Origin of the sequence: Terrisporobacter vanillatitrophus (genome assembly GCF_051148895.1) — a bacterium.
Taxonomy (GTDB): domain Bacteria; phylum Bacillota; class Clostridia; order Peptostreptococcales; family Peptostreptococcaceae; genus Terrisporobacter; species Terrisporobacter vanillatitrophus.
Map to the genome: position 1 here is coordinate 1,485,612 of NZ_CP154625.1, position 24,978 is coordinate 1,510,589.

29 protein-coding genes and 1 pseudogene are annotated in these 24,978 nt (G+C 28.5%); 26 read left to right on the forward strand and 4 right to left on the reverse strand.

Annotated elements, in window-relative coordinates; genetic code table 11:
* Window positions 1–68 precede the first annotated feature (68 nt).
* Both TVTCOM_RS07355 and TVTCOM_RS07360 read left to right on the forward strand, forming a co-directional pair.
* Window positions 69–701 carry an EcsC family protein gene (locus TVTCOM_RS07355; RefSeq protein WP_434799195.1) on the forward strand — a complete coding sequence of 211 codons (633 nt, stop codon included), beginning with the start codon at window positions 69–71 and terminating at the stop codon, window positions 699–701.
* A 155-nt stretch (window positions 702–856) separates the two neighbouring features.
* Window positions 857–1,765 (forward strand): HNH endonuclease, encoded by a 909-nt coding sequence (locus tag TVTCOM_RS07360; protein ID WP_434799196.1) that lies wholly within the window; start codon window positions 857–859, stop codon window positions 1,763–1,765.
* A 257-nt stretch (window positions 1,766–2,022) separates the two neighbouring features.
* Here the strand turns inward: TVTCOM_RS07360 and TVTCOM_RS07365 are convergent, their stop codons facing one another.
* Entirely contained in the window at window positions 2,023–2,862 is an 840-nt protein-coding gene (locus TVTCOM_RS07365) for a hypothetical protein (protein WP_434799197.1), read from the reverse strand.
* Between the two features lie 338 nt (window positions 2,863–3,200).
* Between TVTCOM_RS07365 and TVTCOM_RS07370 the strand changes: the two genes are divergently transcribed.
* The 4 genes from TVTCOM_RS07370 (at window position 3,201) to TVTCOM_RS07385 (ending at window position 6,093) form a co-directional block, all read left to right on the forward strand.
* Entirely contained in the window at window positions 3,201–3,560 is a 360-nt protein-coding gene (locus tag TVTCOM_RS07370) for a MerR family transcriptional regulator (RefSeq protein WP_434799198.1), read from the forward strand.
* A gap of 33 nt (window positions 3,561–3,593) precedes the next feature.
* On the forward strand, window positions 3,594–3,848 hold the full coding sequence (locus tag TVTCOM_RS07375; protein ID WP_434799199.1) for a hypothetical protein: 255 nt from the start codon (window positions 3,594–3,596) through the stop codon (window positions 3,846–3,848).
* A 332-nt stretch (window positions 3,849–4,180) separates the two neighbouring features.
* A complete protein-coding gene (locus tag TVTCOM_RS07380; protein ID WP_434799200.1) occupies window positions 4,181–5,653 on the forward strand; it encodes a hypothetical protein in 1,473 nt (490 codons plus the stop codon).
* A gap of 8 nt (window positions 5,654–5,661) precedes the next feature.
* Window positions 5,662–6,093, forward strand: coding sequence for a hypothetical protein (locus TVTCOM_RS07385; protein WP_434799201.1), 432 nt, complete (start codon window positions 5,662–5,664; stop codon window positions 6,091–6,093).
* Window positions 6,094–6,170: 77 nt separating this feature from the next.
* On the opposite strand, the gene TVTCOM_RS07390 is transcribed toward TVTCOM_RS07385, so the two are convergent.
* A complete protein-coding gene (locus tag TVTCOM_RS07390) occupies window positions 6,171–6,728 on the reverse strand; it encodes a DDE-type integrase/transposase/recombinase (protein WP_434799202.1) in 558 nt (185 codons plus the stop codon).
* Between the two features lie 43 nt (window positions 6,729–6,771).
* Between TVTCOM_RS07390 and TVTCOM_RS07395 the strand changes: the two genes are divergently transcribed.
* From TVTCOM_RS07395 to TVTCOM_RS07450, 12 genes are all read left to right on the forward strand, one after another.
* Window positions 6,772–7,593, forward strand: coding sequence for a hypothetical protein (locus TVTCOM_RS07395; RefSeq protein WP_434799203.1), 822 nt, complete (start codon window positions 6,772–6,774; stop codon window positions 7,591–7,593).
* A gap of 145 nt (window positions 7,594–7,738) precedes the next feature.
* Window positions 7,739–8,542, forward strand: coding sequence for a hypothetical protein (locus TVTCOM_RS07400; RefSeq protein WP_434799204.1), 804 nt, complete (start codon window positions 7,739–7,741; stop codon window positions 8,540–8,542).
* A gap of 446 nt (window positions 8,543–8,988) precedes the next feature.
* Window positions 8,989–9,594: a GGDEF domain-containing protein gene (locus tag TVTCOM_RS07405; RefSeq protein WP_434799205.1), complete on the forward strand. Its 606-nt coding sequence runs from the start codon at window positions 8,989–8,991 to the stop codon at window positions 9,592–9,594.
* Window positions 9,595–9,643: 49 nt separating this feature from the next.
* Complete coding sequence (locus TVTCOM_RS07410; protein ID WP_434799206.1) at window positions 9,644–10,627, forward strand: helix-turn-helix transcriptional regulator; 984 nt, start codon at window positions 9,644–9,646, stop codon at window positions 10,625–10,627.
* A 35-nt stretch (window positions 10,628–10,662) separates the two neighbouring features.
* Window positions 10,663–11,499, forward strand: a complete 837-nt coding sequence (locus TVTCOM_RS07415) for a hypothetical protein (protein WP_434799207.1) — start codon at window positions 10,663–10,665, stop codon at window positions 11,497–11,499.
* A 13-nt stretch (window positions 11,500–11,512) separates the two neighbouring features.
* Complete coding sequence (locus TVTCOM_RS07420; RefSeq protein WP_434799208.1) at window positions 11,513–12,715, forward strand: hypothetical protein; 1,203 nt, start codon at window positions 11,513–11,515, stop codon at window positions 12,713–12,715.
* A 9-nt stretch (window positions 12,716–12,724) separates the two neighbouring features.
* Entirely contained in the window at window positions 12,725–12,973 is a 249-nt protein-coding gene (locus TVTCOM_RS07425; protein ID WP_434799209.1) for a hypothetical protein, read from the forward strand.
* 195 nt (window positions 12,974–13,168) lie between these two features.
* Window positions 13,169–13,570 carry a hypothetical protein gene (locus TVTCOM_RS07430; RefSeq protein ID WP_434799210.1) on the forward strand — a complete coding sequence of 134 codons (402 nt, stop codon included), beginning with the start codon at window positions 13,169–13,171 and terminating at the stop codon, window positions 13,568–13,570.
* 105 nt (window positions 13,571–13,675) lie between these two features.
* On the forward strand, window positions 13,676–13,879 hold the full coding sequence (locus TVTCOM_RS07435) for a hypothetical protein (protein WP_434799211.1): 204 nt from the start codon (window positions 13,676–13,678) through the stop codon (window positions 13,877–13,879).
* A 9-nt stretch (window positions 13,880–13,888) separates the two neighbouring features.
* Window positions 13,889–14,029 carry a hypothetical protein gene (locus TVTCOM_RS07440; RefSeq protein ID WP_434799212.1) on the forward strand — a complete coding sequence of 47 codons (141 nt, stop codon included), beginning with the start codon at window positions 13,889–13,891 and terminating at the stop codon, window positions 14,027–14,029.
* Window positions 14,030–14,161: 132 nt separating this feature from the next.
* Window positions 14,162–14,773 carry a hypothetical protein gene (locus tag TVTCOM_RS07445; RefSeq protein WP_434799213.1) on the forward strand — a complete coding sequence of 204 codons (612 nt, stop codon included), beginning with the start codon at window positions 14,162–14,164 and terminating at the stop codon, window positions 14,771–14,773.
* Window positions 14,774–15,198: 425 nt separating this feature from the next.
* Window positions 15,199–17,448 carry a nitrilase-related carbon-nitrogen hydrolase gene (locus TVTCOM_RS07450; protein WP_434799214.1) on the forward strand — a complete coding sequence of 750 codons (2,250 nt, stop codon included), beginning with the start codon at window positions 15,199–15,201 and terminating at the stop codon, window positions 17,446–17,448.
* 476 nt (window positions 17,449–17,924) lie between these two features.
* On the opposite strand, the pseudogene TVTCOM_RS07455 reads toward TVTCOM_RS07450, so the two are convergent.
* A pseudogene (locus tag TVTCOM_RS07455) lies at window positions 17,925–18,089 on the reverse strand (IS21 family transposase); the annotation flags it as partial.
* A 70-nt stretch (window positions 18,090–18,159) separates the two neighbouring features.
* On the opposite strand from TVTCOM_RS07455, the gene TVTCOM_RS07460 reads away from it, so the two are divergent.
* A complete protein-coding gene (locus TVTCOM_RS07460) occupies window positions 18,160–18,474 on the forward strand; it encodes a hypothetical protein (RefSeq protein ID WP_434799215.1) in 315 nt (104 codons plus the stop codon).
* A gap of 218 nt (window positions 18,475–18,692) precedes the next feature.
* The gene (locus TVTCOM_RS07465) at window positions 18,693–19,193 is read left to right on the forward strand and encodes a hypothetical protein (RefSeq protein ID WP_434799216.1); all 501 of its coding nucleotides are present in this window, start codon (window positions 18,693–18,695) and stop codon (window positions 19,191–19,193) included.
* 271 nt (window positions 19,194–19,464) lie between these two features.
* Here the strand turns inward: TVTCOM_RS07465 and TVTCOM_RS07470 are convergent, their stop codons facing one another.
* The gene (locus tag TVTCOM_RS07470; protein ID WP_434796464.1) at window positions 19,465–20,724 is read right to left on the reverse strand and encodes an IS110 family transposase; all 1,260 of its coding nucleotides are present in this window, start codon (window positions 20,722–20,724) and stop codon (window positions 19,465–19,467) included.
* A gap of 268 nt (window positions 20,725–20,992) precedes the next feature.
* Here TVTCOM_RS07470 and TVTCOM_RS07475 point away from each other — a divergent pair, with 268 nt between their 5' ends.
* From TVTCOM_RS07475 to TVTCOM_RS07500, 6 genes are all read left to right on the forward strand, one after another.
* Complete coding sequence (locus TVTCOM_RS07475) at window positions 20,993–21,619, forward strand: hypothetical protein (RefSeq protein ID WP_434799217.1); 627 nt, start codon at window positions 20,993–20,995, stop codon at window positions 21,617–21,619.
* A gap of 280 nt (window positions 21,620–21,899) precedes the next feature.
* Window positions 21,900–22,808: a hypothetical protein gene (locus TVTCOM_RS07480; protein WP_434799218.1), complete on the forward strand. Its 909-nt coding sequence runs from the start codon at window positions 21,900–21,902 to the stop codon at window positions 22,806–22,808.
* Between the two features lie 53 nt (window positions 22,809–22,861).
* Window positions 22,862–23,131 carry a hypothetical protein gene (locus TVTCOM_RS07485; RefSeq protein ID WP_434799219.1) on the forward strand — a complete coding sequence of 90 codons (270 nt, stop codon included), beginning with the start codon at window positions 22,862–22,864 and terminating at the stop codon, window positions 23,129–23,131.
* An 89-nt stretch (window positions 23,132–23,220) separates the two neighbouring features.
* Entirely contained in the window at window positions 23,221–23,379 is a 159-nt protein-coding gene (locus TVTCOM_RS07490; RefSeq protein WP_434799220.1) for a hypothetical protein, read from the forward strand.
* Between the two features lie 52 nt (window positions 23,380–23,431).
* Window positions 23,432–23,848: an NADAR family protein gene (locus TVTCOM_RS07495; protein ID WP_434799221.1), complete on the forward strand. Its 417-nt coding sequence runs from the start codon at window positions 23,432–23,434 to the stop codon at window positions 23,846–23,848.
* Window positions 23,849–23,965: 117 nt separating this feature from the next.
* On the forward strand, window positions 23,966–24,727 hold the full coding sequence (locus TVTCOM_RS07500) for a metallophosphoesterase (protein ID WP_434799222.1): 762 nt from the start codon (window positions 23,966–23,968) through the stop codon (window positions 24,725–24,727).
* The last annotated feature ends 251 nt before the right edge of the window (window positions 24,728–24,978 follow it).

The following is a 24,978-nucleotide window of genomic DNA, read 5'->3' on the forward strand; positions in this document are numbered from 1 at the left end:
ATATAATGTGAAACAGAAATACTTTTGGTATTATATATATAGATATTAATTTAGGGAGAGAATTAAATATGAAAAACATAGCATTGCCATCTAAAGATGAATTACAAAATGCTCTAGAAACTGTTATGGATTATGTAATATCCACAGATTCTGCTACGATAGAATCTTATGTAAACAAATTGCGTGAACAGAATACAGGGATTAGTTGTGATGAATTAGCAAAAAAAGTATTACATCGTAAATCCATAAAAAATGGTCTCATCGGGGGTATCACAGGCCTTGGTGGACTTATTACTTTACCGGTGGCCATTCCTGTTGATTTAGTCTGTTCATGGAGAGTTCAGGCATCAATGGCATTTTCCATTGCGTATATTTACGGTCATACAAAAGAGACGACAGATTTAAAAACAGATTTATATATAATTTTAGCTGGAGATTCTGCAAAAGAAGCTCTCAAACGATTTGGCATCGAAGTATCCAAGGGTATCACTAAAAAGGCAGTGGACAAATATATAACCAGAGATATTATGGTTAAAATATGGAAGGTTGTTGGGCAAAAAATTATCACTAAAGCTGGGGAAAAATCTATGACAAGTTTTATGAAAATGGTTCCTCTCGTAGGTGCTCCAGTAGGGTTTGCATTTGATTGGACTGCAACACAAACTGTTGGAAACATTGCAATAAAGTTCTATAGGGGATAATTTAAAAGATTTTCAATTTTTAAATACTAAGAGCATACATAGAAAGCCAAGTCATTGCAATGACTTGATTATGATGCCCCTAGGGGCAGTTCTTACTATTGTAATACAATGATATAGTAGAAAACGTATAATAAAACGAAGGGAAGAGGTAAAAAATGTTTTTTGTTATAATTCTAATACTATTTATAGCTTGGAAAGTTTATGAAAATGTATATTATAAAGGGGAAAAATTCAACAAACTAAAGCAAGATTTAAATGATTATATTTTAAGTTGCAATGATTTGAATGATCATATTGAAGAACTTAAAGAAACTTATTCAGATGTAAAAAAAATTAACTATGGAACTGCAGAATTAAATGATGCAAGTAGATATAATTTTAAAAGAAAAGAGCAATTAAAAGCAAAAAAATCAGAATTCATTCATGAATGTTCTGCAAGTGTATGTAAAAATGCAGAACAACAACCATTTAAATATTTATGTAAGTATTTTAATATAAAACTAAATGAAGAATCATTAGAAAGTTTTGAGAATGTTTTAAATAATTTTTCTGCCGCAGAAGAAGGAAAATTATTACTTAGTAATGAACTCGAAAAGATAAAAGAATCTATTAAAAATGATATTCCATCTCTTATTAGAACGTTTAGCATGAAGAAGTTTATGCTAAAGTTAGGTTTTAAAGAAATTGATTTTAGTACATTATATTTCCCTACTTACACATTTCGATATGTGAGTCCTGGTGGAAATAAGTCAACTAGTTGTGATATTAAATTAGATATAAATAATCTAAATAATTTTGTAGAATATCTATCAGAACTTGTTAAGTTCAAGAAAAGTGCAGCAGGTCAAAGAGCATTAATGACTTCAAAGTTAAGAGAAAAAATAAAACAAAGAGATAATTATACTTGTCAAAAATGTGGGTTATCTACAAATGATGAAAGAAATTTATTGCTAGAAATTGACCATATCATGCCAATTTCAAAAGGTGGTATGTCTACAGAAGAAAATTTACAAACACTTTGTTGGAAATGTAACCGTACAAAGGGTGCAAAAGTAAGTGAATAAATATACAATTATTTATAAATAAAAAGTAGGTGTAGATCATACATCCAGTAAGAGGAGAAACCGAGTTTCTCCTCAAAAACCCCAGGGGGTATAGTTCTCGATAGTTTATGTCAAGAACTTGCTACTGATTCAATAGGAAACAATACTTTAGTAGGATTTAGGGCTTGTGATATTGAAATGGTATTTTTTAAAAAAATGATATATAGTAGTTCATGTAAAAAGGTTGGTGTTTTCTAATTTGCACCAACCTTTCTATACTATAATAAGTTTTCAAAATAATTAATTACAGTATAAATATCTTCAATAGATAGCTCTAGGGCTTCTATATTTTTATTATTCAAGTTGAAATTAACATTAGTATATTTATTAATTAAATAGTCTTCAATGTGGCTTGGAAGATTACTAACCGTTGTACCTAATAAACCAAGCGACTTCTTTATATGATTCCATAAATCATTATCATTAAAAAAGTTGTTGCTTCTAGTAAATCTTTCAAGGTGACTGATAAAAACAGTCTCATTTGCTTCAATATTATTTAACTCAGTTAGAGATATAAAAATAAAAGATCTATCGCTCTTTTCAGGGTAGTAATTTGATTCAATATAATCTCTAGGAGTTTTTTGACTGCTACCTAATGTTAAAAGAGAATTTATATAAACACCGTGATTTAATGAACCATCAGTATTTATCTGGTAAATGCTTACATTTTCTTTGAAGCCAATAAAATGTTTATGGTTGACATTATAAGTATTATAATTTTGATAAGAGTATTTTATAATTACACTTATCATTTTAAATATAGCAGTTTGCAGTAAAGGTGAAAAATTGCTTGAGCAGTTTGCTCTAAACTTGCTATCGCTACCGTTATAAGGAAATCTTGTTAAATCAATAGAGTTCATACCGCTTGGAGCTACTTTCAGAGAATGAATATTCATAAGTTGACCATCCTGACTGATTTCAATATTGCTCTCATCTGCTGCTCTAATTATAGATTCTAGTGTTACAGAGTAATTGTTATTGAAGAAGTTCTTCGCTATATTTTGAATAATCTCATCTAAGTCCTTACTTATAGAAATAGTTTTAGTTACTTTATTCATAGAAACCCTCCTTTATATGGGAAAATAATAATGAATTTATCCCTAATAAAAATATACCATATACTAAAACAAAAAACAATATATGGGATAAAAATAATATAATTATCTCATATAGAGATGCCTTATATAAATTAGGAAAGCTTAGGCAAGTAATAATAAATTTGAAAAATATGTTACAATTAAAATCGAAGAGTACAAAAATTAAATTCAAAAAAGTATTGACCCTAATATTATGTCATAGTGTAGTCTAAAATTAGAGGTCCAGTACACAAGTGAAATTCATGTCGGTTGAGTAGATGTTTTATTAGAGCTCTAAAATCAAGGATGAAGATGAAATTATGAGAACAGTAAAACAAAGTTCAAATTTAAAGGGAATAAGTGTGAGAATGATACATCACTACGATAAAATTGGATTATTAAAACCAACTAAATTAACAGAAGCAGGTTATAGGCTTTATGATGATGAGGCTCTTGAAACTTTGCAACAGATTCTATTTTTTAAAGAACTTGCTATACCAGCTTTAAGCAAGGAATTAAATGAAAGATTAAAAACTAAGTCTAATGATAATCATGAAATGTTGAATAATCTTAAGAATAAGTTAGAGAAAGTAAATAAAGAAATTGAAAATATACTTAATGCTATAAGGAGAGGTATAGTTAACAACATGCTTAAAGATAAGTTAGATGAATTAGAATAAGTAAAGTTAAATTTAGACTTAAAGATAAGTGAATTGGCTATAGAAAGTAATGGAGTAGAATCAGTAGATATAACAGAAGATCAAATTAGAAGTATGTTTGGTAAGTTTAAAGAGTTTATTTTAACTAGAAACCTACCAGAATGTAAGAAGTTCATAAGTGATTATGTTAAAGAGGTAATAGTATATAGAGACTACATTGAAGTAATATTCAATGTGGTCTTTTCCTTTGTTGACAATGAAATAATTCATGACTTACATATTATCATGGATAGAGTAAAAATAAAATAAATTAAATTACAAAAAATGACAAAAAATAACAATTGAAATACCTTATTATATATAATGAAGAATAATTACTTAAAATATACTATGATAATATATAGGGGTATCATATGTGGAAATTATGTGGTTAAAATAATAAATTATGTGCAACGTGTTTAAATTGGGATGAATATAGGCTAGGGGATGTAGTTCATGATAAAAGTACATTCTTTAAATATGATAACGCTAAAAAAGCTAAATGTATGTATCCAAAGGACTTTGCACATTTTGAAAGGACACCAAATCAAATGTGTCCTAGATTTGAAAAAAGATTTTAGATAAATGACAGGAGGATTAATATGGGGAAATTAGGTAAAATTTTAACATGTGTTGCAGGAGCAGCGGTAGCCGTTGCAGCAGCACCAATAGTATTACCAGCAGCGGCAGCAGGGGCAGCCGCAGCAGGTAGTGCAATAGCAGGATCAGCAGCAGCAGGAGCAGTAGCAGCAGCAGGAACTGCAGTTGCAGGAGCAGCAACAGCAGCAGGTAGTGCAATAGCAGGATCAGCAGCAGGAACGGCCATTGCAGGAGCAGCAACAGCAGCAGGTAGCGCAATAGCAGGATCAGCAGCAGCAACAGCAGCAGGAACTGCAGTTGCAGGAGCAGGAACCGCAGTTGTAGGAGCAGCAACAGCAGCAGGTAGTGCAATAGCAGGATCAGCAGCAGCAACAGCAGCAGGAACGGCAGTTGTAGGAGCAGCAACAGCAGTAGGTAGTGCAATAGCAACAGGTGCAGGAGTAGTAGGTGTAACGACTACAGCAACGGCAGCTTTAGGAGCAGCAACGGTTGGTGCTGGACTTACATATAGTGGAATGACTTCAATAGAAGGATTTTCAAATAGTGTAGAAGCAGATGAAAAAATAGCAAAAGCTAAGAATATCTATGAAGATATTAATAATAAATTAGATAAAGCCCAAAAGAAAACTATAGATAAGATGCAAAAATTAAATAAACTAAAGGTAAACATATATGCAAATGAAATACTGAAGTCTATAGCTATAATTGAGAAAATAAAAAATATAAAGCAAACAGAGACTACTATATCTGAATTCAAGTTTAATTTTACTCCAGAAGAAATAAAAGAAGTTAAGAAAACATCTATAGAGGCTTTAAAAATAGCAAAAGGTTCATTAGATGGATTAGGAGCATCTGCCGTGATGTCATCATTAACTACTGGTTTAGTTGCAAATTTCGGTGTTGCATCCACAGGTACTGCAATATCTTCACTTAGTGGGGCAGCAGCTCAGAGGGCTACATTAGCAGCTTTAGGAGGAGGAGCTGTTAAAGCGGGAGGTGCAGGTATGGCTGGTGGACAAGTTATGCTAGGTGGAATATCTTTAGTTCCAACTGCTATAATTATGTCACACAAGTATGCACAAAATTCAGAGAAAAAATTAACAGAAGCTACTAGATACTACTCTCAAATTAAAGAGGAAGTAGGAAAGATAGAAGGAACTATTAGTTGGTTAGAAAACTCTGTAAATGTGAGAGTAGAGGAAATACATAATACATTAGAAAAATTTAGAAGAGTTTATTCAAAAGATATATTAGGTAAACTAAGAGATATAAATAATATTAGGTCTAAAAATGGACAAATAAATATGAATGAATGTACTAATGATGAAAAGAAAACTATAGTCAGATCATGTAGTTTTATAAGTTCTATGAAAGAAATAATAAAAGCACCTGTACTTACAGAAAATGGACTTATAAGTGAAGAAACTAAGAATATTTTAGGTATGTATGGCGATGTAAACAAGCTATATGTTTAGGAGGCAATATGAAAGGCGAAGTAATAAATAATAAAAAAGTAAGTAAGAAAAATGGTTGTTTTAATTTAGATAACTTAAATTCAAAAGATGCTTTAGATGTATTTAATAAGGTAGTAGAATCTAAAAGAGATTATGAGAAAACTAAAGAAGAAGAAACTACTAAAAGATTAGCTATTGAAAAGGCAACAGAAATTCATTTAGCCAAGATCAAATCAAATAAAGAAACAGTAGAAAATATATCAGAAGCTATATTTAATGAAAGACAGAAGGTTATAGATAAAAGCTTTGATGTACTTGAAAGAGCATTAGATGAAGATAAAGATTCAGTAGCGATAGCAGCTATGAATGGTATAAGTGATATTGTAAAAGAGTCCCCATTAAAAGACTTTGATAGTATAAGTAATGCATTACAAAATGACAACACAGATTTAATTTTATAGATATATGAGTTATAAAATCAAAGTAGAAATATATTTGTATAGTGTAGAACATTTATTTTAATTACAAATTTATTATACTACAAGATATAAGTTTTGTTGAATGATTCTATTAAATTATTAGAAATATCATCATCAAAATCTTCTACAACAATGTTAGTAGAGTTTTTAAAAGTATTTTTTATAGGCTCGATGTACGAAGGTAAACCATCTGTAACAATTGATTTAGGACTGACAAGGGTTTTAGCTTTTTTAAACAGAGAAAATGCACACTCAGATCCTCTGGATTGATTTAGATTCCAAGATGCTATTAATCTAGTTTCAGAATCTATGAAAATCCAAAGATAGTGCTTTTTACTAGCAATGCGTACTACAGTTTCATCAGCATGCCACTCATCAGAATTACCTAAGTAAAGCCCTTTGGTAAGCTCATAGCTTATGGATTTAAAGTATTTATCAAACTTTTTAATCCATTTAGAAATAGTTACATGAGATACTTTAATATTCATGTAATCTAATAAATATGTTAAAATAGCCCTTGTTGTGGCGTTGAGAGAATAATATAAATTAATAGTATTGATTATGGTGTCTATACTTGTGATGAAACTATTGTAAACTCTATCGGGGTCGAGATTCAAATATAAATAAGTTAACAGAACGAACTTTAGAGAGTGGGGAAATATGAAAAAAATATTAATAATGATTATGGTATGTACCATATTTATTACAGGATGTACCAATAAAAAATATGAGGAAATGATGACTAGCGGTAAAACAGCTGTAGCTAATGGAGAATATGAAGAAGCAGAAAATTTCTTTTCGTTAGCATTGGAAGAAAAAAACAATGATAAAGAAGCTGATGCATTAGAAAATCAAGTTACAAAGTTAAATGAGGCTTTAAAATTAAAAGAAAATAAAAAATACAATGAAGTAATAAAATTGTGTGAAAAAATAAATAGTAGTGAAAGCGATAGCGATATAATAAAAAAGGCGAGTAATAAATTAAAAGAAGAAGTACAGAGTATAGTTGATGAAAATAATAAACTTAAATCAATGATTAATGATAAGTTTAAAAATGCAAAAAAATTGATAGACGATGGAGAGTATAAAGAAGCAAAAAATAACTTAGATTATATTATTGAACAAATATCAGATAATCAAGAGTTTAAATCAGTACTTAGTCAATCTAAAAAGTTGCTAAACACTTGCAATGAAAATATTAAAAAGCAAGAAGCTAAGGAAAGAGAAGAATATACGAAAAATCAAATTCAAAAGGCATTGCAATCAGTATATAATGTAAGTGATTCAAAGGGATATACATATTTTTATACCAACGCAAATAAGAGCTATATAGCTAGGGAAAGTGAGTCATTTAAATCCAAGTACTATGTATTTAGTGAACAGTATGGTGATGCTATGAGTGATTGTAATTATCTAGTAGATAAAGAAACATTTGAAGTTTATTTGTATTATCCAGGTGGTGAATTACAAAAGGTTAATTAGTAGTAAATATGGCAATTGTGAGGGTCATTGTTTAAAATCAATGGCCTTTTTATTGTATTGTAAATTAGTATAGAAATTTATCGAAAAATTATATATAATTACTATGCTATATTATAAAATTTGGGTGAAATGGAGATGAAAGTAAATGAAAAGAATACTAGGAATATTATTAGTTATGTGTTTATTTATTGTAGGATGTAGTAAGGAGGATACTTCATCTTATAACAAATATATTGAAGAGGGAAAAAAAGCAATAGCGAGTAAAGAGTATGAAAAAGGTAGAAACTTCCTTAGTTTAGCTCTAGAAGAAAAACCAGATGAAGAAGAAGCAAAGATGCTTTACAATCAAATTAATAACTTAATAGAAGCAGTAGATTCTAAAGATAATAAAAAATATGATGTTGCTATACAATTATGTGATACGATATTGAATATAGATAGTGAGAGTAATTTAGTTAGAGATATAGCAAAGGATTTTAAGAAAGAATGTGAAAATTTAAAGTCCCAAGCTGAAAAGTATGAAGAAACTAAAAAAAGTGAAGAGGCTAAAAAAGTTCAAAATGATATTTCTGTAGCACAAAATATTAGAAGTGATTTTAAACAGAAATCTATAGAGGCTGAAGAAGTATTAGTTAAAGCATCCGGTTTTTTAAGATATAATGACATATTAATCAATACTTTAAGATCATATAATATAAATGATATAGAAAGTGCTAAGGTTGTATATGAATTAAGTGACGAATTGCTTAATAATTTATATAAAGGTATAAAAGAAGAAAGTTATGAAGATTTTGAGATTTTAAAAGAAGAACAAGTTGCATGGGCTAAAGACAAAATAAAACAAGAAAAAAGTTTAAGAAACGATGAACTTATTAAGTATCAAACATTAGTGGATTTGACACTTGATAGATGTGATGAGCTTAATAGATATAGTTATTATGGATATTAAAATAATTAATAGAAAGTAATAACAAGTCAATTCATTGGAAACGATATCTATTTGAGATATCCTTTATTTTGTGAATTTCTTAGGCATAATAAGAGCACCATTCTAGCGGTTCCCTTTTTAGTGATTGATATAATGGGGGTTAGAAAGATCTTAGGGTTCTTGTGTGTAATTTTAGACAAAGTAATAGGCAGATTAAATCACAATTTTCACAATTTGACTTACCTATCATAATAACTTTTCTCTTTAAGGAATATAATGGAATATATAAGGATTTAAGATAACACCCACAAGGTTTGCTTCAGTAGGAGCTGGCTTTGTGGGTGTTTTTGTTTTGAGTATTTTTAAAAAATTAGCATTATTATTTTTCACTGACAATGTGTGTCAGTCATAAAGTTTATAATTAAGATAAAGTTTAAATGATATAAATATTAAGGGTGGGAGATAAAGTGAATTACGATAATATGAATAGAGAAAAGCTTATTGAGATTTTGATACATAAGGAGGATATGTTGCAGAAATTATGGTTAGAAAATAAAAAGTTAAATTACTTTGCTAGTATAGATGCAATGACAGGAGTACTAAATAAAAAATCAGGTTTAGAGTTGTTAGAAAGAGAATTTAAATTATCAAATAGCAATGATAAAAATATGGTTATTTGCTTTATTGATGTGGATGGATTAAAAATTATAAATGATACTTTTGGACATGAAGAGGGTGACAAACTTTTAATAAGTACAGCTAAAATTTTAAAAGAAAGCATTAGAAAAACTGACTTTGTAATTAGAATGGGTGGAGATGAATTCTTAGTAGTATTTCCTAAAACAACAATGAAAGAAGTCAATACAGTATGGGGGAGAATTTTAAAATTGGTAGAAGAAATTAATAAAAATAATGAAAAATATAATTTGAGCTTTAGCTATGGATTTTATGAATATGGTAAAGAAACAGAAAAAAACTTAACTAGTAAGGAGTTAATAAAAAGGGCAGATACAGAAATGTATAGAATTAAAAGGGGAAAAAAGAGGAATTATGCGATAAATGTAGAAAAGTAATAAATGAATAAATTAAGGTATATTATTTAAAGGAGTAAAATTTTTTTATATGGAAAGATTTAAATCAGAAGTGTTGTTATACATTTATAATAGATTACTTGAAGGAAAAATAGTTAGAAAGCATGAGGTATTAGACAAATTTAATATTAATGAAAGAACTTTTTATAGGTATATACAAGATATTAAAAAATTTGTTGAAAAGCCTGAGGATGAGTTGATAGGTGAGGAAATTGTAACAGATAAAGAAAAAGGAGGATATATTCTTAGAGGAAAACATGAAAAGAATCTCAATGAAAATGAAGTTTTAGCTATCTCTAAGGTTCTTCTAGAAAGTAGAGGTTTTATAGAGACTGAGTTAAAAGATATGTTAGACAAGCTCCTTGAAAACTGTATAAGTGAAGATAAAGATAATATTAATAGAATTATTAGAAATGAGTTACATCACTATAAATCACCAAAACACGGCAAGGAACTTTTAAGTAAGTTATGGCAAATAAGCAATGCTATAAAAGAACAAAAAATATTGAGCATTGGGTATTTTAAAATAGGTACTGATGGGAAATTACAAGAAGAAATTTCGAAAAGAAATATTTGTCCACAAGGATTGTTATTTTCAGAGTATTATTTTTACCTGGTAGCTTTTATTGAAGGAAAGAGCTATGAATATCCTGCTATTTATAGAGTAGACAGAATCAAAGATTTAGTCATCACTGATAAAAAATATAAAGTGGATTATAGCAAAAGATTTCAAGATGGAAAGTTTAGAAAGTCAATTCAATTTATGCAGACAGGAGAACTGGAAAGGGTAAAGTTTAGATTTACAGGCAGATCCATCGAGGCAGTTGAAGATAGATTGCCTGATGCGACAGTAGTAGAGGAAAAAGGAGAATACACAGTAGAGGCAAATTTGTTTGGTAAAGGTATAAAAATGTGGCTTTTGAGCCAGGGGGATTCTGTAGAAGTTCTTGATTCTGATAAGTTTAGGGAAGAAATGATGGAAACTATTGAAAAGATGAGAGATTTATATATATGATGATTAATAAATTGGATAAGAGGTACGTATAGATAATGGAGAAGAAATATGGACAAACTGAAGAATTACAAACGTGTAAAGATGAATTTATAAGTGTAGTTAGTGGAATAAACACCGATGGTTTGAATAGTATAAGTTTTGAATTATGTGAAGATAATTATGTAGGAACTTTTAGCATAAATAGCAATGCTGTTACTAGTAATTTATGGTTCTGCAAAAACTTAAGAAATATAGGTAGAAATGAAATTAAAATATCAGAGGAAAAATTACAATTAATTAGACAAAGTAGAGAAAAAATTATATTAATTGTTTTAGAGAGTCCTCATATTGATGAATTTAATAAATCAAAATGCAGTATTGCTCCAGCTCCTGCACTTGGTGTGACAGGATGTAATCTTGATAATCATTTTATTGATAATATAAAAAAATATATTCCTGATGGAAAATATCATATTATTTTATCCAATGCTATTCAATTTCAGTGTAGCTTAGGTGAGGATACTGATAAATTTAGAGATAGAATATGGTTAAAGTTATGGTTATGTAGAGGCTTTGATAAAACTTTTATTAAAAGGTTAGAGAAATATAGTGCTGATATTATTGTGAATTTATGTACAATAGGTTCCCATAAACTGGATTCATTAGCACCACAAAGAACTAAAACAGTAATAAATAAAAAATATCTAGAAGATATTTGTGATAATGAAATAGGATTGCAGAAAATTACAAAAATAAATAAAAAAACAACATTACAAGAATTAACTCAGCTAGCAATTAATGAGTATAGTGATAATAAATTAAATATGTGTATTAAAGGCACACACCCGTCTTCATGGTATAGTGAAAAAAATATAAGAGCATGGAAAGTTTAAAGAATACGAGGTAATGGGACAAATTATGGATATAGAAGAGTTACGTAGAAGAAGAAAAGAAGTAAGTAGTAGTTCAGAAAAAACACTAAGAAATATGGAGACTATAGCTAATGAATCATTTAGGGTGGCTGAAGTAGCACATAATTCAAGAAAGATCCTCGACAATTTAGATTTAGAGTTTGAAAGGCAAACAGGTTTAGATTCGACGGATGTTAAATTTTTATTATTTGCTACTGCGTTACAGATTGGAAGATGGGTTCTTATTTCTAAAATCAATTCATTGGCAGATAAAAAAATAAGTGATTCAAGAGTTAAAGACAATGATTCTGGTATAAAAAAAATGGAGCGAGAAAAAAGAGATAAGTATAAAGAAAAGCATAGTGAAAAGTGGGATCATAATAAAAGTGAAAAATATAGGACTTGGTTAGAAATTGTATATGATGGGGTTCCATATGACGTTTCGGTTGGATCACCTAAATTTGGTATAAATATGGAAGCCGGTTATCATAGAATACATACACTTGGTCACGATCCAATTGCAGGATGGCTGTTTGGTACTATTAATATCATTTCAGATACAATAACACTTGAAGATTTTAGTACATATAAAATTTCAAATGAACCAAGGCCAAAGCACTGGGATTATAAAACGAATATAGGCCAAGCTTTTATGATGGCCATTGAAAGTATAAAAGAAGATAATAAACGCTTACCAGCTGCAATTTTTGCACAAGCACTACATTTAAAGTCTGATGTGTATACTAAGTTTGGATTACCAATACCATTATTAGAAATATTTTCACCAGATTTGGCTGGAAAACTTTATAAAGAAGGGTACGATAGTTTATGTTTATTAAAGGATGTAGCAGTTGTAGGGACACAGGCAGCGGTTGCTATATTAATAAACATGCTCATTACATTAATCCATGGATTATACTATAATTCTGAAAAATATCCAAGCCGTGATTTATATGAGGTAAAAACAAGAAAAATCCTTTTATATTCAAATATAATATCTTCATGTAGTAATATTATTTGGGTTGGAGGCAATGCAATAGCAGGAAATGAATCAGCTATTAAAGATTTAGATGTAGGTGGATTGATGGTTACAATGTATCGCTTGGTCACTGATACAGCATACATCCAAAAAGTGAAAAAGGAGTTTGTATTTGGTGGTTTTAATAAATTAATTCAAGGTGAAGAATATAAATTTTAGGAGTATAGGATGGGATTTAAAAGATTTTTAAAGAAAAGCTTAATACCAGGATATGGATTGAAGAGTATTGTTGAAAATGTTGAAACCTTTGGAGTAGTTGATGGATTAAAAGAAGAATGTAAAGAAACTTATTTAGAGGATATGCCAGTAGTTAGTCATGTTTATAATGCAGGTAAGCATGAGGGGAAAAAAGAAGGATATGTACAAGCTTCTTATGAGTATGAAAAAAAATTACTGAAGCAAGCAGAAAAATTTTAAAATCAGCAGAATACTTTCAATCAGCAGAGAGATGAATATGAACAACTTATAAATTAATATGAAATTTATATTGAAGAAATGAGTGATAAACAATCATTAACAAGTGAAGAAGAAACATATTTAAATAAAATTATGATTATGGAGAGAAAGCTTATTAAAGCAAGATAATTATAATTATTCTGATGGAGGAATTTGATGGGAATACTAGATTTTTTTAAAAATAGAGGAGATGTAGTCTATACAGATGAAAGAGATAGAAAAGTTACATTAGGTGATTTAGCCGGTACAGGTTATAAATACACTATATTAAGTGATAAGTTTACACAGCATGCATTTAATCAAGGAAAACATGTAGGTAAAAAAGAGGGATATCAACAAGCATCATATGAATATGAAAAAAAGTTACTTAAACAAGCAGAAGAATTTTTGAAACAAACAAAGATATTTGAAAGCGATAAAGTTAGATATGACAAATTAATTGATGATTATGAAAGATATATTGATGAAATGATGAAAAAAATTAGTATGTCCAATGAAGAAAAAGATTATATGAATCAAATTATGATTATGGAAAGAAAGCTAAAAAAGTTGAAATAGAAATGTTTAACGGTAATGTAAAATAATTTTTGATTATGATGAAATAAATACTCCTTTATGGCAATTATAAAAATGTAAAGTCAGATGCCAGGACGGGGTATTTTTATGAGTATATTAAATGAAAGAATTATAAGAAGAATTATTGCAGATGAATCACTTAGTAGCCAAGGTGATATTGGAAATTATCTAAAAGACATGTTTAAAGATGTGATTCAAGAAATGGTAGCAACTGAGCCACTGAGTGTCTCGAAATTTCACCCAGGGGTGAAGTTCTTGACGTTTTATGTCAAGAACATGCTATATTTGTAACATCTAGGTATGTTAGGATTTGAAACTTATGATGATAGATGCTCTAAGAAATTAAATATATATGATCTGTATTTCAAAGATAAGTTTTATGAGGGTAAAATAATAAGTTATATTGCTTTTGAAGTAATTGAAAAGTTGAAATCAAAATAATTAATCATTCTAGTTTAAATCTATAGTAACTCCATCAATAACTAAATACCTTAGTATTTCATAAAAATCTGATATGATATAATTACATAAATTTACCCAAATAGTACTTTGAATTATGAGGGAGAGTAAGATATGAAAAAATTAATATTAGCACTAATAGTAGTATTAAGTCTAAGCACAGGATGCACCAAAAGCAATGAAAAAACAGAAGAAGCATCAAAAGAAGAAAAAATAATCTACTGCAGTGAATGTGCAGCTGAATCCAAAGAAGTAACCAAGTACTGCAAAGATTGTGGAAAAGAAGCTAAGTGGGTTATCGAAAAACCAGAAATCAAAAATGAAGAAAAAGACAAGGATAATGAAAAAACACAAACAAGCAATACTTCAAATAAAAAGCAAGAAAGTGAATATGAAAGAGGATACAAAGACGGATACAAAGATGGTTATTACAAAGCTCAAATAGATGATGCTGGAGGGGATGGGATTATTAACAGCAAATATGACGAAGGATATTCAGCTGGATTTAATGACGGATGGATACAGTGTGTGGCTGATGGAAAAGATTATGAAAGTAAAAAGGAAAAAGAGGAATCTGAAAACCTTCCAGAAACATTTAGCTATAAAGCAGATAGCTATTATATATACCAAGGTATTTGTCCATCTTGTGGAAGTGATAATTTATATTTACTAAATGAGGATGAAGGATATTGCAAAGACTGTGGATATGACTGGGATTATAATTGAAATTGAAAAATAAAGTATTATTAAGGGGTTTGTCAATAAAAGTGTGTAAGTAGTTTTTATTTTATAAGTCAGGTAGATAAAAATTAATTAGGTATTATATATGGTCTATTAACTGGAACTAAAGAACATCCGTATGGGAAAGTAGCATATCAAGTCATTGGAATGCTTTGACTAGGATAACAGGGATGGTTTGTTATGCAACGGATATAGGTATTTAGAAAATGAAAATCACTGATACAAATAATATGAAATATACTTTCAAAGGCTCACTTTGTGGTGGAGTATATGTTGGGGATACAGATTTAATAGATTATATCCGGCAACACGTCCCCCATTGACGATTTATTTGTGTTTAGTGGTGAAGTGTTAAATGATGGAAAGGATTATGAAAAATAAATTTAAAAGAATGAAATGGAGAGGTGAAAATGGCAAAGATTAATTGGATTGATATTACAAGGGAAGATGTCATAAAAGCAATTGAGCTTTTTCATACTGAAAATCCAGAATATCCAAATCCAAAGTGCACATTTCTTATATATAATGGCAAGAAGCTACCTGCTAAGCATATTCGTGGAATGGCATATAAGGTGGCACATGGAAAAGAAATCAGAAAGAATAATTTTGGTGGTGGTATGGAAACGGTGCGTTTTTTTGAAAGACTGGGATTTGAAATGTTTTATACAGGTAAATCAGAGCATATAGATACAAAATCAGTTATAAAGCAAAAACAATCGAAAAAGAAGGTTGAAACAGTACAACCTAAGTTAATACCTGCAAAAAAACAGATATCAGCTGATACGATTAAAATTCCATCAAAAGCTGTCATAGAGCAAAAAAATGAATTGCAGTTGTTGCTTAATAGAATGTTTAATGGAGACATCGTATGTGAAAAAACATTCCCTTGGTTGAAGACGCCAGATATAATTGAGGGAGATTATGAAAATCTATACAAATCGATATTTGAATATAGAGGAGATAAAGCATTTGCAAAGAGAAATGTTCGATTAAGGTGCGACTTTGTTTGCGAAAGTGAAAAATTGATTATTGAATATGATGAAAGGCAGCATTTTTCACAGGCAAGAAAAGTATCATTATTGTCTTATCCCGATATTTCAGTGTACTTTGATAGACAATTATGGATAAAGGCATGTAATGATATAAATGCAAAAGATAGACAACCAGTCAATCGAGATGAAATAAGAGCTTATTATGATAGCATAAGAGATATTGAAGCAAGCAAGCATGGATATAAATTAGTTAGGATAATGCATGGACAGATAGATTTTGAATCTGACGAGGCAGAGGGGAGATTAAAAAAGCTACTGAATATAAAATCGGAAGTTGCGAAAAATGCTAAGATACAGAGCAATGGTGGTTTGAAAGTAGGATTATATTTGCAGACAGATGAACTTAAAAACAAAGCTGATTTTGCAAATGCTCTAGAAGTTGTGAAGAAATCTGATTTCGATATTTTTGTTTTGCCAGAGTTTTGTTATTGCTCTTTCAATTCTTTATTAACAAATGCAGATATATGTATTGAAGAAGATGTAAATAATATTTTTAAAGCCTGTCTTGATTTTAGTGAAGAAATTGGAAAAGCTGTGATTGTAAGCAGTGAAGATAAGTATGGCACTATTTTTAGTGTTTTTGCTAATGCCTTTGCAAATGAAACTGAAACAGCTAATGCTTTGTATATTAAGCATACTATGACTGCATATTCTGCATTTCAATTAGAATACTATGGTGAACTTTCCAAGTCAATGTTTGAACCTATCTTATATAAAGGATATAGGATAGGAATGACTATCTGCTATGACTGTAATCATTCATTGTTTAGTAGGATGTATGGATTAAAAGGTGTTGATGTTATTATTAACAGCACTGGTGGTAATATTGTTTATGACAAGTGGTATAAATATAATAAGGTTAGAGCAATAGAAAATTCATGCTACAATTTTGTTACAATGGGCGGTGACGGTAAAGTTTCTAATCCCCACTCATATGTATATGGGTTCAATACACATGGTAAGGAACTAAAACCATACAATATTATGAAGGGAACCCCTGAGTTAAATTCACCAGGAGGCATATATGTTTATGATACATCATTGGATGATGATTGTGCAGCTCAAGATAATAGCCATAACCAATCGAAGACTCCTAATAAGAATTATCAGCTAGAGATACCAGTTGGTGGTATCGATAAGATCTTGAGTCAATCAAAAAGAGTGGCTGATGGAATATATGTTTATAAAGTTAAGGATAAGAATGTTGTATTTTGCTTAGTTGAAGGAAATGATATTCTGAAACCAGAAAAAGTTCTTTCTTTACTATATGCTAAAGAACTAAAGAAAATCAACAATAAGAGGTATATTATTGTAAACAAACACAAGCATATTGAAGATGAGATTTTTAGGAATAAGCTATCTGTGGTATTAAAGGTTCGCTCTATGGAGAACTTTTGTGCAGTTATTATAGAATCAGATAATATTAATGAGTGTTATCAGTGTGGTAAAAATCGTACTGCACAGGTTTTGCAATCTGAGAATGGGAGATTTGGTATAGACTTAGATAGAACCACGGGGCCAGAAGCTATATGGAAAAACAAAGATGGTATGAAAGCTTATTGGCGTGAAAATTTTGAGTGGTTAATTCATGAAATGGGTAAAAATTAATAGCATGTTATAATGTAGAAAAAATATTTAATAATGATAGACGTATTCCCGAAAACGTCAAAACTCAAAAAAGTACCGTCGACTTATTCCCACGAACGAACATATGTAAAAAAGGGAAAATTACAGCTTCAATCTGCTTGGACATCAATGCAAGTCCTATTAGCCACTGTGAAACAGTAGTAAAATTAAAGAAATAATTGTAGCCACTAAATAAAGTCTAATTATTCCTGCTAAACTCTGATTAATCTACGAAAGTGTGATTAAAAGTAGAAAATAATTAGGATAAAAGGGAAGACGAAAGAATAAATAAGACTAAAAATAAGATAAATACAGGGATTAAGCAGGTTATCGCTTAGTCTCTTTTTTATGAAATAATCAAACTTTAGTGTAATTCTGTTAAAGGTTTGGTTATTTTAAAATCACCAATATCTCACTTTTTTATAACCAAACTTTAATTTGATTTCCTCTAAGTATTAATCTGATTTGCTAGATTTATTTCTAGTTTGTGGTTTACCTTCATATCCATCATAGTATTTTTTCACTGTTCTTCTATCAATTCCATGCTCTCTGGCTAATTCAGAGTAATTTGGTTTAAAATTCATTGATTTAATTATATTAATTTGTCCTATTAAATTTAAAATCATGGCTATCCCTCCAGGGATAAGGATAGCAGAAATTTGTATAATTTTGTACATTTTTATATTCCATTTTATGTACATCTATATAGTATCATTTACAATAGACTTATTAGGAATAACTGAAGAAGAAGAAACTTATATGAATACGATTATCTCTAAGAGAGAGTATAAGAGAAGGAAGAATTTAAGAAATAGCAAAGCATATAAAGATAAGTTAAAAGCAGAAGGTAAACAAAGTAAAAAAGAAGAACTTGAGCAAATAAGGGAAAAAATAAAAAGCCTCCGAGAAAAAGGCTTTAAAAATAAAGATATCTCTAAAGTTTTAAGTTTGACGACCAAGACTTTAGAGAGACATATTACATATATGCGAAAGAATGGACTTTTATAAGTCTATTCTTTTTTTGCGTATCAGTTAATTAAATTATACATTAAGGGGAGAAAAAAAACCTCCTCATTTTTTCAGACCTTGTATTATGGGTACGTAGTACCTGTACTTTTTTAGAGTAAAGGGTTAAAAGGATGAATGGTGTAGTTATGGAGAAAATAAGTATCCTTTTAATTGACTTAAAAGGATACTTTTGTTAATATAGAATTGAGGTGACTATTATGGAATTACAAATAAGAATTGCTTTTGAGACAGCAGAAATGCTTGAACAATTAAAAGACTATTATCAAGAAACAATAGGTATCAACTTTACTAAAGGCGATGTAATTACAAAGGCTATTGATGATACTTATGATTTATGGGAAGAAGTTAAATGGGACAATATTGATGTTAATATTAAGAGTTATGATTTACCTCAAGGAGCACTAAGACCAAAGTTACAAATTTCATTTGAAACTGAGGAAAAGTTAACACAGTTAAAAAGAATATTAACAAATTATTTAGAATTAAATAAAATTATTACTATTGGTGCAACAATTAAATATTTATTAAGAATTGCTATAAATCAAATTCAAAAAACTGATCAACCTTCTGTTGATATTATTCTTTTTGATATAATGAATAAATATTTAATGAAAGATTATTCAGAAGAAACTAAAAAAGCTATAAATGATTATGTAGATGAGGTAATGATAGCTTTGGAAAAAGATGAACTTATATGAACCTGTAAAAGGGTTCTTTTTTATTTTAAAAATAATATTAATAAATAGTAAAAAATAAACCAATATGAAGTATTTTTTTGATTGTTATTTTATAATTAATTTTACATATTTTGACAGATATGCTTAAAATATGTAAAATTATGTTAATAAATAATTTTAGGAGGTTAACTTGAAAAAAGATACCCGAAGGGATTGCACACTAAATAACTCCCTTTAAATATTAAAAAAAATAAAAACGGAGTTTGTGGAAAATTGATTTACTGGTTAATTATCATGTAATTCCAAGTGATTCTTCAACTTGTGTTTGAACTACAAATCCTTGAGTTTGTAGATATTTAATCATCCTATCTATAGATTTAGTTTGATTTACACAATCACTTAAGTAAGAATCGTATAATGAAGAATTAAATTCTTTATTATTTAGTAACATATTGTAACAACAAGTAAGTAGCATTCTTGAAATAGCTATTATAGCTCTCTTATGTCCACGTCTTTTTTTAATAGATTCATATCTATATTTAAAGTAAGGACATGATTTATCTTTAATAGCTGCATTGGCACATTGAACAAGCAAAGGTTTTAAATATAAACCGGCACGACTTATACGAACACTTTTCTTTTTTCCTGCACTTTCATTGTTCTGAGGCGTTAATCCTGCCCAAGAACAAAGGTGCTTTGATGTATCAAATTTAGACATATCAACACCTATTTCAGAAATTATGCCTACGGCAGACTTAGGTGTAATTCCTGGTACGGAAGAAAGTAAAGATATTTGATCCTGGTAGTCTGAAGAAATGATAGAAATTACATTATCTAGTTGGGTCAAACAATTATTTATATAGTCAAAATGGTTAAATGAAACTCTCATTTTGCTTGATTGCTCTTTAGATATATTGCCTTGCATAGATAGATTTATTTCTTCAGCTTTAGGTAGTAGTCTAGCATGAAGAAATTCAGTATAATCAATATTCAGCTTTTCGGGATGATCCAATGCATATTTAATAATAGCTGAAGAAGATTTACCAAATGTATCAGATACAACGCTAGAAATCATTAAGTTAGATACAGTTAATGAATTTTGAATTCTGTTTTTTTCACTAGAACGAAAATTAACTAATTTACTTCTGTATCTCATTAAATCTCTAAGTTCTCTGATTTGTTTTGGAGGAATAAAACTCCCCCTAACTAGACCATGCTTGTGTAAATCTGTAATCCATAAAGAATCACGTTTATCAGTTTTTTTACCAGGAATATTTTTTATAAATTTAGGATTTGCAAGTGTAATATTACAAGTATCTTCAAGAATGTTATAGATTGGTAACCAGTATTTACCGGTACTTTCCATGCATATTTCAGTACAATTGTTACTTAATAACCAGTTTTTGAATTCAATTAAATTATGGGTAAATGTTTGAAAGTTTTTAGTTTTATATGTTGTGATATTTTTAGAATTAGTAGAAGCAATTGTAGCTACTATAAATTTTTTGTGAACATCAATACCACAACATACTGGATGAACAATTTTAAGCATTTTATCACCTTAAATAAAAAATTAAGTAAGTAAACATTGACTGAATATCCTAGTTTTTTAACGGTCTTTGCTAAAACAAAGATTAACTTACGTGCTCATGGCACAATTATTTGTACTTAGATAGATATTCGGCACAAGTTTTTATGCGGATTTGCCGATAGGCACTTTTCTCACTTACCCCGCCGTGCTCTGTAGTATATTTACTTACTTATTAGATTTATTAACGAAAAATGTATGTATTATACCATTTTTCATCCAATTTTGTGCCTTGAGCACAGCGAAAGGAATGATAGTTTTTATGAAAAATAAATATATTATAATTTCATTTTTAATTATATTTATTTTAATTGGATTATTTTTTTCTTATAAGACTTATGAAAATAAAACAATTAAAATAAATAAGAGCGAGGTTACTGATAAGACTCAAGAAAAATCTGAAGAAAAACAAGATCAAAAAGATAAAGATAGTTCTAAATCTAATACTGATTCAGAAAATAATAATAATTCTAGTGGAAGCAGTAGTTCAAATAAATCAAGTTCTAGTAGTAATAGCTCTAGTGGAAGTAGTAGTTCAAATAAATCAAGTTCTAGTAGTGATAATTCTAGCGTAAGTAGTAGTTCAAATAAATCAAATTCTAGTAGTGATAATTCTAGCGTAAGTAGTAGTTCAAATAAATCAAATTCTAGTAGTAATAGCTCTAGTGGAAGTGGTAGTTCAAGTTCTAGCAGTAATAACTCTAGTGGTAAAGTTGATATAAGTAAACTAGATCATGTTTGGAGTGTTGATTTAGATACTGAAGAAAAAATACCTGGTACAGATTTATGGATAGATCGTTCCAACGGAAATACTTATGATGCAAATGGTAATTTTCTATATAATGGTTATGATTGGTAAAATAATATTTAATAATTAAAAAATTTAGTTTTAGTTATAAAAAATTAGGATAATTGTATCCTAATTTTTTTATGAAAAAAAGTGGAGAATTTAAAGAGAATATATATTGACATAAAAAAAGAAAAGTGTTAATATATGTAATATAAGTTATGGAGAATTTAAAGAGAAATGAAATCTCTAATTGCTAATTATCGCTCTTTGAAAATTGAATATTTTTATTGCAAATGAATAAGGATACAATTCTACAATAAAAAATAATAGTAAATGAGGAGGAATTAAAATGATAGATTTAATAGAAAACTATGATTTTAAAAAGAAGTTATTAGGAGATCTTTATAATAATGAAAATCCAATTAAGAATATTTTATTAGCATATGAATTAGCATATAAAGATAACAATTATCGTGATAAAGAAGATGATTATTTTAATTTCAATAAATTTAAACGAGGACATATTGAAAATTATAAAGTAATTGATGATTTGTTTAAAAAATTATTTCCTAGTTCAAATACAGAGCATAAAGATATAATGAATTCATTTTGGACAACTTATAAGTGTTATTTACAAATAATTTATCCAAAAATATTTAAGCCAGAAGGGACAATGAAAGATGAAGTTCCATTAAAAATTCCACAAAAAAGCCATTTAAATATATCAACTCCTGATATGCGTTATTCACCATTTAAGGAGTTTAATAATGATGGCAAAATTCAAAAAAAATATTTAGCTTACTATAAAAAAAATCACCCTTTTTTAAAAGTTTATGATGGAATGACTTGGGCAAAATTTTTGATTGAAAATTTTGAAGTTTTCTCTAAAGTTCATAATTCAGAAGAATTAAAAAAGTTTGCGGTATTAACTCATACGATTGGAAATATTGCTATTGTACCAGATGGATTTAATACTAGTCGTAAATTTAATGATTACTGGGATATGGGATTAAAGTTACTTCAAAAAGATTTAAGTCCTAATGAATGGGAGAATTATATTAATATGAATTTTTTCAATAATTATGTAGATGAAAATAATAATATTAAACAATATTTTAAAAGGTCTAATAAAAATAATTCATATTTACCACAGAATGAAGAAGATATAATTAGGTTTTTGAAAAATGTTAATTTTTGTATTGAAACTCGTGAAAAAGATATGATGAAGGAGTTACATAAGAAAGAAACAACTAACTAGATATTGAGATGTCGAGAGTTTAATAAATTTTAAAAAGATTAAAGGAGATAAATATGAAATATAAACTTTTTCATAAAGAACAAGATCCAGATGCTTGTATATTTAATGATTTTACAAAAGCTTTGATTGTGTATACGAATGGATTTAAGAATGCATTTGGAACAGAAGCAGAAGAAATTTCATTTTGTGCTTTGAATAGTATCATTCAAAGGTATGGTAATAGTGCAGAATATTTACAAGTGTTTGAGTATAATGGTATTAAATTTTGGGCTATTAATGATTTTAATGAAATTGTAACTATGATGTTACCTGAAGAGTATTAATTTATAAATCAAGTAAGATTTAATGGTAAAATGGGATAGTTTATACTATCCCATTAATAATAACTTAAATAAAAGAAAGATTATTAATTATGTTAGTATATGAAACTTTTAGAAGAGTGTATGGAGATGGATATGCAGAAATTTATTTAAAAGAGCTAATTGAAGGTGGAAGAGAAAAAATTACAAAATTAGATGAAACTTTAATAGAGCAACGTATATTAGAACTTGTAAGTGAAGATGAATATTAAATATAGTAATAAAAAATATGTAATTATTATAAATTAAAGGGAGTTTAAAGATATGATAAAAGAATTTAAAGGAAAATATTATTTTTTAAGTAATTATAGTAAATCTAAAATTGTAATAAATGGTATTACATTTTTGAATGCAGAAGCAGCATTTCATTCTTTCAAAGATATAAAAAGACAATCTGAATTTGCTAGTCTAGACCCTGCTACTGCTAAAAGAAAAGGTAGAAGTGTTAGATTGAGACATGATTGGGAAGAAATAAAGGACGATATAATGTATTTAGTAGTGAAAGCTAAGTTTGAACAAAATAGTGATTTAAAAGAAAAATTAATTGCCACGGGTGATGATGAATATCTAGAAGAAGGAAATAGATGGAATGATACTTATTGGGGTGTTTGTAAAGGAAGAGGTAAGAATATGTTAGGTAAAATTCTAATGAGAGTTAGGTCAGAACTGTCAAATATTTAAGGTTTTTTATAAGTATAATAGCAAAATATTTAATTATTAGAACCTTTAGTAAAAGGAAATAGTATTTTGTATTTTACGGACAAAAGTAATTGAAATATATAGATGGAGGATATTTATTTGAAGAAATATATTATTTTATCAGATATACACTCCAACTGGGAAGCTTTACAAAAGTTAGAATGTATAGAAGAATTTAAAGATAAAAATAGTCATATTATTTTTGCTGGTGATTATATAGATGGAGAAAAGCAAGAGTTTGGATATGTATTAAAAGTTTTAGATTATATTATTGATCTTGTAGAGAAAGGAAAAGCAACAGCATTATTAGGTAATCATGATGACTTTTGGATAAAGACTAGTAAATATAATTTTGATTCTTATATTTTATGGTTATTAAATGGAGGAAGAAAAACTTTAGATGAAATTGGATTAAAAAATATTCAAGAGTTTAATGATATTGCTAGTAAGCTTAAATCAGAGCCTTTGTGTAAATATACAAAGTTTTTAAGTGAATTACCAAAAAAGTTTATTACAGACAATATTTTAGTGGTTCATGCTGGGATTAATTGGGAAGTTAGTATTTATGAGCAAGATGACGATGACTTACTTTGGATTAGAGATAATTATATTAATCCAACACATAGGTTTACAAATATAGATGATATTCCAAAAGAGAATTTGAAAAGAGTAATTGTATCTGGTCATACAATTACTGAATTGATTAATAAAGATAATAAATATGACATAATTAGTTATGAATATCCATGTAAAAGATATTTTATTGATGGTGGAAGTAAACAAGATGGGAAAAAAGGACAGATTAATGTACTTATTTTAGATGAATTTGGAAATGAAATTAATAGATATGTATTAAAGTAATAATTAAAACTAGATAAAATAAGAACCAGTTTGTTTATGAAATCTTTAAAATTGACAAAGTAGATTTTATTGGAATGAATTATAAAAATTATAGCAACTGAGCCACTGAGTGTCTCAGAATTTCCCCCGGGGGTAAAGTTCTTGACAGTTTATGTCAAGAACTTGCTAACTACAACATTATCACAAGACTTATGAGAAAGATAGAAAATATAAATAAAGTAGGCCTAGATTTGTCAGATAAAAGTGTTACT

What these genes read in the sequence shown, in the direction of transcription:
- TVTCOM_RS07410 (WP_434799206.1), top strand. Translation starts at nt 9,644, where the DNA reads ATGGAAAGATTTAAATCAGAAGTGTTGTTATACATTTATAATAGATTA.
- TVTCOM_RS07480 (WP_434799218.1), top strand. Translation starts at nt 21,900, where the DNA reads ATGATAGATTTAATAGAAAACTATGATTTTAAAAAGAAGTTATTAGGA.
- TVTCOM_RS07430 (WP_434799210.1), top strand. Translation starts at nt 13,169, where the DNA reads ATGGGAATACTAGATTTTTTTAAAAATAGAGGAGATGTAGTCTATACA.
- TVTCOM_RS07360 (WP_434799196.1), top strand. Translation starts at nt 857, where the DNA reads ATGTTTTTTGTTATAATTCTAATACTATTTATAGCTTGGAAAGTTTAT.
- TVTCOM_RS07460 (WP_434799215.1), top strand. Translation starts at nt 18,160, where the DNA reads ATGTACATCTATATAGTATCATTTACAATAGACTTATTAGGAATAACT.
- TVTCOM_RS07380 (WP_434799200.1), top strand. Translation starts at nt 4,181, where the DNA reads ATGGGGAAATTAGGTAAAATTTTAACATGTGTTGCAGGAGCAGCGGTA.
- TVTCOM_RS07365 (WP_434799197.1), bottom strand. Translation starts at nt 2,862, where the DNA reads ATGAATAAAGTAACTAAAACTATTTCTATAAGTAAGGACTTAGATGAG.
- TVTCOM_RS07490 (WP_434799220.1), top strand. Translation starts at nt 23,221, where the DNA reads ATGTTAGTATATGAAACTTTTAGAAGAGTGTATGGAGATGGATATGCA.
- TVTCOM_RS07495 (WP_434799221.1), top strand. Translation starts at nt 23,432, where the DNA reads ATGATAAAAGAATTTAAAGGAAAATATTATTTTTTAAGTAATTATAGT.
- TVTCOM_RS07370 (WP_434799198.1), top strand. Translation starts at nt 3,201, where the DNA reads ATGAGAACAGTAAAACAAAGTTCAAATTTAAAGGGAATAAGTGTGAGA.
- TVTCOM_RS07420 (WP_434799208.1), top strand. Translation starts at nt 11,513, where the DNA reads ATGGGACAAATTATGGATATAGAAGAGTTACGTAGAAGAAGAAAAGAA.
- TVTCOM_RS07470 (WP_434796464.1), bottom strand. Translation starts at nt 20,724, where the DNA reads ATGCTTAAAATTGTTCATCCAGTATGTTGTGGTATTGATGTTCACAAA.
- TVTCOM_RS07485 (WP_434799219.1), top strand. Translation starts at nt 22,862, where the DNA reads ATGAAATATAAACTTTTTCATAAAGAACAAGATCCAGATGCTTGTATA.
- TVTCOM_RS07450 (WP_434799214.1), top strand. Translation starts at nt 15,199, where the DNA reads ATGGCAAAGATTAATTGGATTGATATTACAAGGGAAGATGTCATAAAA.
- TVTCOM_RS07440 (WP_434799212.1), top strand. Translation starts at nt 13,889, where the DNA reads ATGTTAGGATTTGAAACTTATGATGATAGATGCTCTAAGAAATTAAAT.
- TVTCOM_RS07395 (WP_434799203.1), top strand. Translation starts at nt 6,772, where the DNA reads ATGAAAAAAATATTAATAATGATTATGGTATGTACCATATTTATTACA.
- TVTCOM_RS07385 (WP_434799201.1), top strand. Translation starts at nt 5,662, where the DNA reads ATGAAAGGCGAAGTAATAAATAATAAAAAAGTAAGTAAGAAAAATGGT.
- TVTCOM_RS07445 (WP_434799213.1), top strand. Translation starts at nt 14,162, where the DNA reads ATGAAAAAATTAATATTAGCACTAATAGTAGTATTAAGTCTAAGCACA.
- TVTCOM_RS07355 (WP_434799195.1), top strand. Translation starts at nt 69, where the DNA reads ATGAAAAACATAGCATTGCCATCTAAAGATGAATTACAAAATGCTCTA.
- TVTCOM_RS07435 (WP_434799211.1), top strand. Translation starts at nt 13,676, where the DNA reads ATGAGTATATTAAATGAAAGAATTATAAGAAGAATTATTGCAGATGAA.
- TVTCOM_RS07465 (WP_434799216.1), top strand. Translation starts at nt 18,693, where the DNA reads ATGGAATTACAAATAAGAATTGCTTTTGAGACAGCAGAAATGCTTGAA.
- TVTCOM_RS07415 (WP_434799207.1), top strand. Translation starts at nt 10,663, where the DNA reads ATGGAGAAGAAATATGGACAAACTGAAGAATTACAAACGTGTAAAGAT.
- TVTCOM_RS07400 (WP_434799204.1), top strand. Translation starts at nt 7,739, where the DNA reads ATGAAAAGAATACTAGGAATATTATTAGTTATGTGTTTATTTATTGTA.
- TVTCOM_RS07425 (WP_434799209.1), top strand. Translation starts at nt 12,725, where the DNA reads ATGGGATTTAAAAGATTTTTAAAGAAAAGCTTAATACCAGGATATGGA.